The sequence below is a fragment of the Bifidobacterium sp. B4079 genome, from assembly GCF_026537385.1.
Lineage (GTDB): Bacteria > Actinomycetota > Actinomycetes > Actinomycetales > Bifidobacteriaceae > Bombiscardovia > Bombiscardovia asteroides_I.
In genome coordinates, this window is record NZ_JAFNMH010000001.1 from 315,077 (window position 1) to 327,259 (window position 12,183).

Below are 12,183 nucleotides of genomic sequence, written 5' to 3' on the forward strand. Positions count from 1 at the left end.
GGGTATTTTTATGGGTATGGCCAAGAACAAACGTGGCAGCGGCGACCGGCGGACGAGCAGGCGGTCGTCGGGACCCATCACCTTCTTTGTGGCGATCATCATCGTGGCCCTGGGACTGATCCAGCTGGTCTCCACCTTCCATGCCTATGCCATCAATCTTTCCGAGCTCAACGGCCTGCGCAACCAGCAGGCCCAGCTTGTCGAGCACAAGCGTGACCTGGAGAACCAAATCCGACGCTGGGGCGACAAGGCCTATGTGACTGCCCAGGCCCGTGACCGTCTGGGATTCGTCTTCCCCGACGAGGAGGCTATCCGGGTCCTGCACCCGGAGGCAGTCACTGGAGGCAAGGACAAGGACCAGGCCGGAAGCAGGGGAGTTCGGGCCCCGAGGAAGAATTCTCTGCCCTGGTATCAGGAGATGGCGTACTCCTTTGCCAAGGCCGACCAGAACTCGGCTGCCAATGGGAGCAAGGGGAGCACAGGCCAGCAACATGCCGACGGAACCAGCCCGAACGAATCTGCTAGTCCGTCTGGTTCAAGCAGTCCAGGTGGCTCTGAGGGCTCCTCCTCATCCGAGGACGGGGGAGGGCAGTGAACTCCGAAGGTTGGGATTTCGTCGTGCCAACTGTTAATGAACTCAACAGCAGGGAACAATCAGGAAAGATGAGGACAGCGTGATCAAGGCCCAGGAAAGGCCCCAGGCAGCAGTGGAATCTCGAGCCGCAGTCAAGCTCCGGACCGAGCCTAGACTCTCCAACCTGGTTACTGACCGGGACCTGGTGGCGGTCAGCAATCGCGTCCAGGAGCTTCTGGCGACCCCGGCCACACCGGATCAGATAGCCGTCGTGAACAGCCAGCTCGGCCGCTACCCGCGGGGCATGGTGGCTGTGGGTGCCCGTTGCGTCTGTGGGAATCCGCTGGCTGTGGTCACTCGGCCCCAGCTGGAAGATGGCACACCCTTTCCGACCACCTGCTATCTGACCAGCCCCGAGGCCGTCAAGGCCGTCTCCCGGCTGGAGGCTGACGGCGTCATGGCCGACTGGAATGCCGAGCTGGGTTCGGATCCGGATCTGGCCAGTGCCTACCATAGGGCCCACGAGCTCTATCTGGTCTTCCGCTCTGCATTGGCCAAGCTGCTGGGCGACGACGAGGGGCACATCGCCGGAGTCTCGGCCGGTGGCATGCCCAAGCGGGTCAAGTGTCTGCATGCTCTGACCGCCCAGTCTCTGGTTATGGGTTCAGGGGTCAATCCCCTGGGCGACCGGGTCCTGGGGCTGGTGCGTCAGGCATTCGACCCGCAGGTCTGCCGGTGTGCGCAGCCTTGGACTGAGACATCCGGGCAAGAGAACTGGCAGGGAAACCAATGAAAGGGGCTTCCATGGATCAGGTGACAGTGGCGGGCGTGGACTGCGGCACCAACTCTATACGTCTGCTGATAGCCCAGGTGGACCGGCAGGGGCTCCATCCGGTGGCTCCCAGGCTGATGCGGGTCATCCGGCTGGGGGAGGGCGTGGACCGTAACCGCCGTTTCGCTGACCAGGCCCTGGAGCGCACCTTTGAGGCATGTCGGATCTTCGCCCAGCAGCTGCAGGAGCACCCGGTGGATGGCCTGCGCTTTGTGGCCACGTCAGCCACCAGGGATGTCGATAACCGCGAAAGTTTCGAGGAAGGGGTGCGTTCCATATTGGGAGTTATGCCCGAGGTTATCAGCGGCCCCCAGGAGGCCTCGCTAAGTTTTCTGGGCGCGGTCAGCGTTCTGGAGCGGCGGGTCGGCGCCGACATGCCTCCTGCACCCTACTTGGTGGTCGATCTGGGTGGTGGCTCCACCGAGCTGGTCCTGGGCGGGGATGGGAGAGATCTGCCTGTTGACCAAGTCAGAGCCTCCTACTCCATGAACATCGGATCCGTTCGGATGACCGAGCGCCATCTGCTGGACGATCCGCCCACCCAGGAGCAGATCAACCAGGCGCTTGAGGATGTCGACTGCTGGATCGACCGGGCCTTCGGCCAGGTCCCTGTAGCCAGGGTAGGCAGTGTGATCGGGGTCTCCGGCACGGTCACCACCATGAGCGCCCTGGCCCTGGGATGCCCGGTATACGATCGCCATGCCGTCGATGGCCAGTCCATTTCGGTCGATGCGGCCCGCAGGGTTGACAACCAGGTGCTGAACATGAGCCGTCAGGAGCGTCGGGAGCTCAAAGCCATCCATCCCGGGCGTGTGGATGTGATCGGCGGCGGCGCCCTGATCTGGAGCCGTCTGCTGGAGCGACTAGGCGAGGCCAGCCCGAGTGCACTGGCTTCTGGAACCTATGTGGCCAGCGAGCACGGCCTCTTGGATGGCCTGGTCCTGGACTACGGTCGGACCCTCCTGCGCGAATGATATAATAAGGCGCTATGGGTTACGGCCCCGGTGGCGAAATGGTATACGCATCGGACTTAAAATCCGCCGCCTTCAACGGCTTGTGGGTTCGATTCCCACCCGGGGCACCAAGGCCTCGTCGGCTTGGACGGCAGTGTTGCAACTTGTCACCCGGCCGACGAACCGATACTCTGGTACGCAAGAAAACCAAAGGAGTTGTCATGAGTGACCGATCCATGCCCGAGGTGAACGCCGAATTCGGCGCCACGCCGACCATAACCTTCCATGGTCCTGCGCCCAGCGGGCTACGCGCCGTGGAACTGGTCGAGGGGGATGGGCCTGTCGTCCACAAGGGCGATACTGTCACCGTCAACTATCACGGCGTCGTTTGGGGTTCGGACCAGGTCTTCGACTCGAGCTTTCAGCGTCATCAGCCGGCCAGCTTCGGCATCGGCGTCGGGCAGGTCATTCGTGGCTGGGACCAGACGGTGCCCGGTCATAACGTGGGGTCCAGGTTGGTGGTCTCCATTCCGCCGGAGTACGGATATGGTCGTCAGGGGATGCCCCAGGCGGGCATCGGCGGCAACGATACTCTAGTCTTCGTGATCGACATCATATCGACACGGTAGACAAGGGTCTCCAGGCGCCGGTGAGGGCCGGCGCCTTTTTCATACTCTTGACTTTGCAGTCCAGGTCGGGCCACGAGACAAGTGCATCAAATAAGGAGGAATCACATGGCTGAGGAAAAGACGATTCTGCTGACACAGGCCGCTTACGACAAGTTGAAGGAGGAGCTTGACCATCGTCAGGGCGAGTACCGCGACGAGATCACCGAACGCATTGCGGCGGCTCGGGCCGAGGGCGATCTGAGCGAGAACGGCGGCTATCAGGCTGCCCGCGAGGAGCAGGGCAAGAATGAGGGGCGGATCAACGAGCTGATCGTCAAGCTTCGCAACGCCAAGATCCTCAAGGCCCCCAAGGCGGGCACGGTGGGCAACGGCTCCCTGGTGACCCTGACCATGGCCGGCAACGAAATGGTCTATGTGCTGGGCTCCAGGGATCTGACCGTGGCCACCGAATATGACGTCATCAGCCCCGAGTCGCCTATCGGCGCGGCCCTGATGGGCGCCAAGAAGGGGCAGACTGTGACCTACAAGGCTCCCAATGGCAAGGACATTTCGGTCACCGTCAAGGATGCCCAGCCCCTCAAGTAGCGGGACGACCCCTCACCGTCCCAGCCCGGCTTGAATGAAGCCGCTCCCCGCCACGATCGACGGGGGCGGCTTCATCTATAAGCAGCTGCTTGATTCGTAAGGCAGTCGGACTGGCGAGCTTGCTCAGCGCAGGTTGCAGACCACCAGGTAGATGGCCACGATGTGGCAGGCGTAGCCGATGACCGTGCCGCAGTGGAAGATCTCATGGAAGCCGAATACCCGGGGCCAAGGGTCCGGCCGGCGCAGGCCGTAGACAATCGCACCCAGAATGTAGGCCAAGCCACCCGCCACAATCAGCCAAACGACAGGCGGACCGGCCATGGGGGAGTCCCAGAAGAGCTTCAGGAAGCCCACCCCCGAGACTCCGAAAACCACGTAGACCAGGGTGTAGAGCCAGCGGGGAGCATCGATCCAGAAGACGTGGACAATCATGGCCACCAGGCTGGCCCCCCACATGCCCAGGATGATGACCCGCCGCCAGAAGGGTTCCAGTGCGAAGGAAATAGGCGTGTAGGTGCCGGCGATGAGCAGGAAGATGTTGACGTGGTCCAGGCGGCGCAGCACGTCCGTGGTCCCCGGGGTCCAGTCACCCAGATGGTAGAGAGCCGAGTTGCCGAAGAGGGCCAGCGAGGCGACCATGAAGACTGCACATGCCAGCTTGAGGCCAGTGCCGTGGGCCAGGCAGATCAGTACGATGCCGGCAGCCAGGGCCAGGGGGGCGGCCACAGCGTGGATCCAGCCGCGCAGCAGGGGCTTGGGGCGACCGTGCACATCCAGACGGACCTTGCGCTCGATCTCCATGTCGGGGATTCCCTCGATCCGTGAGGCCTTGATCTCGGCTTTTGCCATGATCCTCGCAGCCTTGGCCTTGGCCTTGGCGCGCACTGCGTCTGCCCTGGCCTGCAGATGGGCCTCGTGAGCCACTTCCGCATCCCGACGCAGGTAGGTCAGCTCCTGGCGGCGCTGCTGGCGGCGGCGTTCGAGTTCGGGATCGACCCCCTGATCCTCGGGCGGTCTGTCGTCCTCGTTGGTCCTGGTTGCCATGGCCCTCCCTTGGCCCCTTGACTGGTCCGGGCCTGTCGTGTCCGGTTGTCGGGGCGAAACATCCGTGAACCACCCTACCCCAGACCTATGCATTGGACGCGCATGTCACCATCGCCCTTGGCATGACCCGCCTGTCTGCTTCCGAGGGCCCTTTGTATGATGGAGTGCATGGCTGATTTTTCCGAGATTCTGGCATCATGCGACGACTGCAATGAGGAGGACCGCGAGTGGCTCCACCACCTGGTGGCCGACTGGCAGGTCATCGCCGATCTGAGCTTTGCCGACCTGCTGCTCCTGCTGCGCACGGGCGAGGAGGAGTTCACCGTGGCCGAGCAGTGCCGGCCCTCTACGGTCATGTCCCTGCGCACCGAGGATGTGGTGGGGGAACCCTTCCCGGCGGACCAACGTGAGGAGCTGGAGGCCGCCATGCGGTCCAAGGGGGTGCTGCGGTCCACCAAGCTGCGCACCATCGGCCGCGCCACAGTATGCGACGTTTACGCTCCTATCCGTCACCAGGGCAAAACCCTGGGCCTGGTGGTGCGTGAGACCAACATGGCCACCCGCGAGTCCAACGGCCGCTACGAGAGCGAGAGCATCAACGCGGGCAAGGAGCTCTTCGAGATGATCACCCGAGGCGAGTTCCCCTACGCGGATTCGGTGCTCAACCAGCGGCACAACGCCAGAGTGGCCGACGGCTTCTTTGTGCTGACGCCAAGCGGCGTGGTGCGTTACGCATCGCCCAACGCCATCAGCTGCTTCCGCAGGCTGGGATCGGTGGAGACCATGATCGGCCAGTACCTGAGCGAGATCGGCACCTCCCTGCTCAAGGAGAACGATCCCCTGCCCGACTCCCTGCCGCTGGTACTGTCAGGCAAGGCGGCCGTGGATTCGGAGCTGGACGCCAACGGATCGGCCGTCTCCATGCGTTCCCTGCCGCTGTACGGCAAGCAGGGCAGGACGGGCGCTATCGTGCTCTGCCGGGACGTGACCGAGCTGCGCCGTAGGGAGAAGGAGCTGCAGACCAAGGATGCCACCATCTCCGAGATTCATCACCGGGTCAAGAACAACCTCCAGGCTGTGTCGGCCCTGCTGCGGCTGCAGGCCCGACGCACCAAGTCCGATGAGGTCCGCAAAGAGCTGGAGGAGGCCCAGCGCCGCGTCCAGACCATCGCCGTGGTCCACGAGGGCCTCAGCCAGACTGCTGACGAGATTGTCGACTTCGACAAGGTGATCGCCAACCTGCTGAAGATGAGCGTGGACCTGGCCACCACCAGCGACCAGCACATCACCATCTCCTACGTGGGCAAGTTCGGGATGATGCCTGCCCAGGATGCCACGCCCCTGTCCCTGGTGCTGACAGAGCTGGTCAACAACGCGGTCGAGCATGGTTTCGAGGGCCGTGACGAGGGGCATATCACCATATCGGTGGGCCGGGGCGGCAACAACCTCAATGTGGTGGTCGAGGATGACGGCAACGGCTACAGCACGGAATCGGATCAGGGCCGGGCTCGTTCCACCGGGTCCGGTCTGGGCACGCAGATCATCAACACCTTTGTCACCAACGACTTCGGCGGCACGGTCAAGTGGGAGCCCCGTCGGGATGGCGGCACCCGAGTGGTCATCAACATCAAGCTGCGCGTGGCCCAGGACGTGTGAGACGAGCACCTTGTAAGCCCGGAGACCTGCTAACGAAGGGTGCTTTTCAGAAAAAGAAAGGGGCGATGGCGTCAAGCCATCGCCCCTCTGCTGTTTGGCGCAATCGGGAAGGATTCAGGACTGCATCTGCATGGCCTGGGACCTGCGCGCACGCATGGCCCGGCGCTTCAGAGCCCTGCGTTCGTCCTCGCTCAGTCCGCCCCAGACGCCGTAATCCTGATTCGTGTCCAACGCGCACTTCAGACAGGCGTCAATGACCTTGCAGGTCCGGCACACGGCCTTGGCCTCCTCGATCTGCTGATAGGCTGCACCTGTGTTGCCGACGGGGAAGAACAGCTCAGGGTCCTTGTCACGGCAAGCAGCCTTAGCGCGCCAATCAAACGCATTACTCATCTACCTAAGCCTCCAAGAAGTTTTTATCAATGTTTTATCATTACCTTATGCAAGATAAGCACGATGGGTGACTTTTTTCAAGGGTCCGTTTGTTTTACGGCTAAAGAGAACACCTGTAGCGGAATGGCGAGACCTGCCTCCAGGACCAGACACCGTCCAGGAATGGCGCTGGCCCGGGAGGATAGGGTGGCCAGCTGATCGGCGGGGATGCCAGCAGCCAGGTCGGCCCCTCGTTCGCCACAGGGGAACACCAGACGACGGCTGAAACGCTCAGGTCTGCGCAGGGCGCTGGCCGTCTCCACGGCCAGAACCAGTGTGGTTCCCTCCTGCTCCAGAGCCTCCTGCAGGAGAGTGGCCAGAGGATCCTGACAGAGCGGATCCAGCAGGTCCTGGGCATCGTCAAGGATCCAGACCAATCCTCGTCTGCCATTGTGACGACCTCTAGGCGGTGTTGGCACCGGGCCTGGGAAGTCCCGGCTGCTGTAGCCGTGGCCTGTCCGGCGCGTGATGCGCAGGTCGAAGTTGGGTTCTGGTCGAGCTCCCGGCTGCATCAGGGCGAGTAGGGAACGAGCCAGCAGGACCAGCAGGGTGCTCTTGCCACGGCCTCGGGTTCCGATCAGAGCCGTATGGCCTTTGAGCGGCAGGCGATAGAGATGGAGCAGGACCCCGTCGTCGGTGCGCCCCAAGGGTATCAGAGGCCGTTCCGACTGCCAGACGATCTTTCCGCAGGCCGGATCGTGCTCTGGCAGGGGAGGGGAGAAGAGCGGCGCTGGCGGTCGGCTGCCGCAGAAGCGGCCGGCCTTGATGACCTGTTCCACCAGGGCCTGCGGATCAGACGCTGGGCAGGTGCGGAAGGCTTGCGGGCCCCGACCCTGCTCCAGAAAACCCAGACCAGGATGGGCAGGGTCGATCGCCGTCGCGCAGGAGGAGCCCAGCAGCTCCCTGGACTGCAGGGGGTCCCGCACTCGCAGGCAGATGCCCAGGTTCATGTTGGCTCGCATCTGGGCGCTGACCTGCCCCATGGTCTGCTGGGTGCAGGTCACCAGGTTCATGCCCAGGGACCTGCCCTGGGAGGCCAGAGAGGTCAGCCTGTCCAGATAGTCAGGCAGGAGTTGGCGCAGGGCCTGGAACTCGTCGATGACCACCACTAGGCGCGCCGGCGGATCGGACATAAGGGCAGTGTCCTCGACCCCGGCTCCGGCAACCAGGCGCTGGCGGCGTTCCAGCTCCCGCTGAAGGCCGTTCAGCGCGCGCACGGCCCGGTCCAGATCCAGATTGGTCACGCAGCCCACGGTGTGCGGCAGTCGGGCCAGCAGGCCGAACCCGGCACCGCCCTTGAAGTCCAGCAGGACCAGGTTGAGCCGGTCCGGCGGCTGGCTGACGGCCAGGGCCAGACACCAGGTCTGCAGAAAGACCGATTTGCCTGATCCGGTGGTGCCTGCCACCAGGGCGTGAGGTCCGTCACGCGGCAGGTCGATGACCAGCGGACGGCAATCAGGGCGGATGCCGATGACTGCCGGCGCTGTAGGACCTGATGCGGCAAGCCAGGCATGGACGATGCTCTGCCAGAGCAGACAATGTGCTCCCGGAGTCCTTGATCCTAACAGTCGGGACTCCAGCTGAGGGCCCGGGCCGGAGACCAGTTGAGCCATGTCTTGCCGGATCTGGTTCTCTGCCGTTCCCGACGGTGATGCACGTTCCGATGCTGTGCCGTACTCCAGTTGCGCGCGGCCACGGGGAGCAAGCAGTGGTTGACGATATGCTCGCAGCAGGCTCAAAAGCACCATGGCCAGGGTGCCGGTCAGGCTGGGCAGCAAAAGGAGGAGCAGCATCCAGCGGCCCTGGCCGACCACATACCAGATCATGCCCGCCTGGGCCAGGGCCGGAGCCGTTTGGGCAATTAGGGTCAGAATGAGCTGGACTCTGCTCTTGCTAGCAGAGCGCGGATGGTCGCTCTCGACCTCGTTAGAGGTCTCTTGGCCGGCCGCCGGTGAATGGAGCGCAGATGCTAACGAGTGGGCCTTGGTCATGCCTCCAGCATGAAAGGACCGGTGCCTGAATGCCAGGGCGAACCTGGCATGTGGTCGAATGTGGACGGCGCCTGCCGGATGGTGCCGTCAGTTGCCGCCGACGGTGCCCGGGTCGTGACTGCCCTGGACCAGCTGGTCGAACAGTTCGGTGTTGCGGGCCTGATCCAGCAGAACGGTGGAGCCGACTCGCCTGTTGGGGAAGTAGTTGGGATTGGTCCAATACAGACTTCCGGTGACTCCCTTTGGGCCGCTGGCGCTGCGGAAGGCCAGGATCATGCGCACCAGGTCTATGGCGTTGGCTTGCTCATCCACCACCAGGGAATCCAGGCCCGCCGAAAGGACCTTGCCGGCCGTGACTGGATTGAGCAGGACTGCAGGCTGCAGAGCCTTGGAGGTGATGGCTGAGATGGCTTGACGCTGCCGCTCGGCACGTCCGAAGTCACCCCTGGGATCCGAGTAGCGCATTCGGGTGAAGGCCAGGGCCATGCCGCCATCGGCCTGATGGCAGCCCTTGGACCAGACCATGCCTGATCTGGGGTCGTTGACATCGGCGTCATAGCAGAGATTGACGCCCCCCATGGCATCGACTACCTTGCTGAGGCCTCCGAAGCGGATCAGGGCCACATGGTCGACCTTATGGCCGGTGATGCCCTCAATCTGACTGGTCAGGGATCGGTAGCCCGAGGTGTAGGCCACGGCGTTGATCTTCATGTACCTCCCGTCCTCTTTGGCCAGGGAGTCACGGGGGACGGAAATCAGGGAAGCAGCTCCGTGCCGGGGTTTGGTCAGCACCAGGATGGTGTCGGTCCGGAAACCGGTGATGCTGGTGTCCTGGCCGGCCCCTGGGGAGCCGTCACGCTGGTCCGACCCCAGTAGCAGCCAGGTAGTGGCTCCAGAGCCTGGGGCGTCCGTCAGCATTTGCTCGCGGTTGAGCCTGGCATTGATCCAAAACCATCCGCCGCCCGCCAGTAGGACCAGGGCCAGCAGGATGACCAGGAGCAGTGTGCCTACGAACTTGCGTACTGGATGCTTATGTGCCAGAGCAGTGCTGGACCGCATGCCCCGATTGCCTCGACCGCCGCCGTTGCCCCAGCTGTTTCCGCTGGGAGCTGCCTGGGCCGCTGGCCTGGGCGTGGTTCGTGAAGAGCCGCTGGTGCGTCTGACTGTTCGGGGCGTGTTGGTCCAGGAGGAGGGCGAGAAGCTGGGAGGTTCCTGCTGTCTGCGGCTGTGCCTGGCTGAGGTGGCGGGAGCGCTAGGAGCAGTTTCAAGACGACGAGGCCTGGAGGGCATGAAGCTTGGTGGCTCCTGCTCTTGTCCGCCTTGGCCTGAACCAGTCCGCATGCCTTCAACCTCCATAATTTAGACCGACTAGGCAAGCAATAGCATGCCTGAACGACCCACGTGAGTTAATCGGCTATCTCTGTGCTGGAACCGCACAGACTGTGGCGAACAGGTAGCGGTCAGCCATGCCGATGTACTGTCCGGTGTTCGCGTCCTTAATGGTCCCGTCATTCGGGTCGACGATCCCGCCTGTGCTCGGATCAATCAGGGTCTTATCGGGCATGGTAATCAGTCCCGTACGCGGATCCGGATCGGGCAGAGTATTGGCAGATGCAGAGGGAGTCTGGGTGGAGGACTCTGTTTCAGAGCTCCTGCTCCGGGTTTCAGCCTTGCCCTGCGCCCTTTGGATGCCTTGGATCTGATTTTCCGACGAGGATGTATCCGACGAGGAGGCGCTCGACAAGGAAGCCGCCTCGGCTTCTTCATTGGCCTGGGTCAATGGCTTGTCCTGGCGCAGCAGGTGCCAAATGGTTTCGGCCTGCTCGGTCCATACAACACGGTACCGGTCCTGGGACCATTCCTTGACCGGTATGGTCCGAGCGTAGATGTGCGTGGCGTCTATGTGTTTGAGCGAATTACCCAGGCCCAGCAGGGTCTGGAAGCTGCCCAGACCCTCGCTCAGCTGCAGGGTTGACATGGAAGTGGTGGCCAGACGGTAGGCCTTGGGCAGGTCTGAATAAATATCGACGGTCTTGGCCTCGTTGACCAGGCTCTTGATCAGGTACTGCTGGCGGGTGGTGCGCATGATGTCCGATCCGTCGGCACCGGTGCCATGGCGCATGCGGGCGTACTCGGTTGCCTGGGTCCCGTCCAGATGGTGCAGACCGCGCTTTAGGTCAATGCCTGTGTAGCTGTCCTTGGTGTCCTTGGGGATGCATACGTCGACCCCGCCCAGGGCATCGATGATGGATTTGAATCCATTGAAGTCGGCCACCACGAACTGCTGGATGTCCAGGCCGGTCAAGGAGCGGACCGCAGCCAGGGTGCAGCTGGCGGCCGAATTCGCATCGCCGCCTTGGTTGTAGCCCTCAGCGAAGATGGAGTTGAACATGACCTGGCGGCGGGCCGGGATGGTTTCGCCTTTGCTGGTGACGCAGGCCGGGGCGTTCACGATGGAGTCCCTGGGGATGGAGACCACGTTCACATAGGAGCGATCGGCGGCGATCTGGACCACCATGGCCGTGTCAGACTGGTGGTTTTCCTCCAGGCCGTCCCCGCTGCCGCCAACGTCCGAATTGCCCTTACCGTCACGGGTGTCCTGGCCCAGCACCAGGACATTCAGGGTTTTGCCCTTATAGATGTCTTCCGGGGCCTTGTGGGCTTGGGTCAGGTTGATGGGCTCGAGCACGTGCATGTGCCCGTTGATGTCTGTCCAGAAGGCTGCCACCGTCGAGGCCAGGAAGCAAAGAACGAAGGTGAGGGCCAGGCAGATGCCCGTGCGCAGGGAGTGGCTGCTGCGGAACCCGTCGCTGTGCTGGGGCTTGCCGTTCCTGCCCGCCTTGATGTTGGGCAGACCCATCTTTCTGGTTGGGGACGTCAATGGTATGCCTTCCTCATCGGCTGTCGCTATAGGGGCCATTCCGGCGGAAAGAACCAGGATGGCGGTGACGCGTGCTTGAACCAATCACAGTATAGTCTGACCCCCATCCGCAGCTCCTCTTGGGCGATACAAATCCCTCAAAGTGTTGCTCAGTTGCGCTTGCAGTCATCTGGGGGTTGACAAAAGACCCCAGCAGCAGCTGTAATAAAAGTGTGTAAACACACTAGGGACTGGGGGGTCGCTATGAGTGGTTTTGTAGACACTCGATACAGCAGTACAACTAAAAACAGGCTGACGCCGTTGATGCAATGGTTCGAGGTCAACATCGGACCATCCTGGCGAAGCGAGGCGCTTTGTGCACAGACCGACCCGGAAGCATTCTTCCCGGGCAAGGGAGGCTCCACCCAGGAGGCCAAACGGGTCTGCGCCGACTGCACCGTCCGAAAGCAGTGCCTGGACTGGGCGGTCGAGCACGACGAGCGCTTTGGCATCTGGGGCGGCATGAGCGAACGGGAGCGCCGCCGCTACAAGAAGAGGATGCGCGCGCAGCGTCAGGCCTGAATCGCCCAGTTGCCCGAGCGAGGCATCCGGTGACCTGGATTGCGT

The 12,183-nt window shown here is 62.8% G+C and carries 12 protein-coding genes and 1 tRNA gene; 8 read left to right on the top strand and 5 right to left on the bottom strand.

The window, feature by feature from the left end:
* Positions 1-10 precede the first annotated feature (10 nt).
* The 6 genes from J3T95_RS01325 (at position 11) to J3T95_RS01350 (ending at position 3,573) form a co-directional block, all read left to right on the top strand.
* Positions 11-595 carry an FtsB family cell division protein gene (locus tag J3T95_RS01325; protein WP_267450140.1) on the top strand — a complete coding sequence of 195 codons (585 nt, stop codon included), beginning with the start codon at positions 11-13 and terminating at the stop codon, positions 593-595.
* Between the two features lie 181 nt (positions 596-776).
* Positions 777-1,367, top strand: coding sequence for a DUF501 domain-containing protein (locus J3T95_RS01330; RefSeq protein ID WP_258561601.1), 591 nt, complete (start codon positions 777-779; stop codon positions 1,365-1,367).
* 11 nt (positions 1,368-1,378) lie between these two features.
* Positions 1,379-2,380, top strand: coding sequence for a Ppx/GppA phosphatase family protein (locus J3T95_RS01335; protein ID WP_267450141.1), 1,002 nt, complete (start codon positions 1,379-1,381; stop codon positions 2,378-2,380).
* 24 nt (positions 2,381-2,404) lie between these two features.
* Positions 2,405-2,490: transfer RNA gene (locus J3T95_RS01340), tRNA-Leu, on the top strand.
* A gap of 90 nt (positions 2,491-2,580) precedes the next feature.
* A complete protein-coding gene (locus tag J3T95_RS01345; RefSeq protein ID WP_220235969.1) occupies positions 2,581-2,988 on the top strand; it encodes an FKBP-type peptidyl-prolyl cis-trans isomerase in 408 nt (135 codons plus the stop codon).
* A 105-nt stretch (positions 2,989-3,093) separates the two neighbouring features.
* Complete coding sequence (locus J3T95_RS01350) at positions 3,094-3,573, top strand: GreA/GreB family elongation factor (protein WP_267399777.1); 480 nt, start codon at positions 3,094-3,096, stop codon at positions 3,571-3,573.
* A gap of 123 nt (positions 3,574-3,696) precedes the next feature.
* On the opposite strand, the gene trhA is transcribed toward J3T95_RS01350, so the two are convergent.
* Entirely contained in the window at positions 3,697-4,617 is a 921-nt protein-coding gene (trhA, locus tag J3T95_RS01355; RefSeq protein ID WP_220235967.1) for a PAQR family membrane homeostasis protein TrhA, read from the bottom strand.
* A 168-nt stretch (positions 4,618-4,785) separates the two neighbouring features.
* Between trhA and J3T95_RS01360 the strand changes: the two genes are divergently transcribed.
* The gene (locus tag J3T95_RS01360; protein ID WP_267450142.1) at positions 4,786-6,273 is read left to right on the top strand and encodes a sensor histidine kinase; all 1,488 of its coding nucleotides are present in this window, start codon (positions 4,786-4,788) and stop codon (positions 6,271-6,273) included.
* 114 nt (positions 6,274-6,387) lie between these two features.
* On the opposite strand, the gene J3T95_RS01365 is transcribed toward J3T95_RS01360, so the two are convergent.
* The 4 genes from J3T95_RS01365 to J3T95_RS01380 form a co-directional block, all read right to left on the bottom strand.
* The gene (locus tag J3T95_RS01365; RefSeq protein WP_015021978.1) at positions 6,388-6,666 is read right to left on the bottom strand and encodes a WhiB family transcriptional regulator; all 279 of its coding nucleotides are present in this window, start codon (positions 6,664-6,666) and stop codon (positions 6,388-6,390) included.
* Positions 6,667-6,743: 77 nt separating this feature from the next.
* Positions 6,744-8,696 (bottom strand): FtsK/SpoIIIE domain-containing protein, encoded by a 1,953-nt coding sequence (locus J3T95_RS01370; RefSeq protein ID WP_267450143.1) that lies wholly within the window; start codon positions 8,694-8,696, stop codon positions 6,744-6,746.
* Positions 8,697-8,783: 87 nt separating this feature from the next.
* A complete protein-coding gene (locus tag J3T95_RS01375; protein WP_267450144.1) occupies positions 8,784-10,037 on the bottom strand; it encodes an LCP family protein in 1,254 nt (417 codons plus the stop codon).
* A gap of 73 nt (positions 10,038-10,110) precedes the next feature.
* Positions 10,111-11,577 carry an LCP family protein gene (locus J3T95_RS01380; RefSeq protein ID WP_220237424.1) on the bottom strand — a complete coding sequence of 489 codons (1,467 nt, stop codon included), beginning with the start codon at positions 11,575-11,577 and terminating at the stop codon, positions 10,111-10,113.
* 303 nt (positions 11,578-11,880) lie between these two features.
* On the opposite strand from J3T95_RS01380, the gene J3T95_RS01385 reads away from it, so the two are divergent.
* The gene (locus tag J3T95_RS01385; protein WP_220237423.1) at positions 11,881-12,138 is read left to right on the top strand and encodes a WhiB family transcriptional regulator; all 258 of its coding nucleotides are present in this window, start codon (positions 11,881-11,883) and stop codon (positions 12,136-12,138) included.
* The last annotated feature ends 45 nt before the right edge of the window (positions 12,139-12,183 follow it).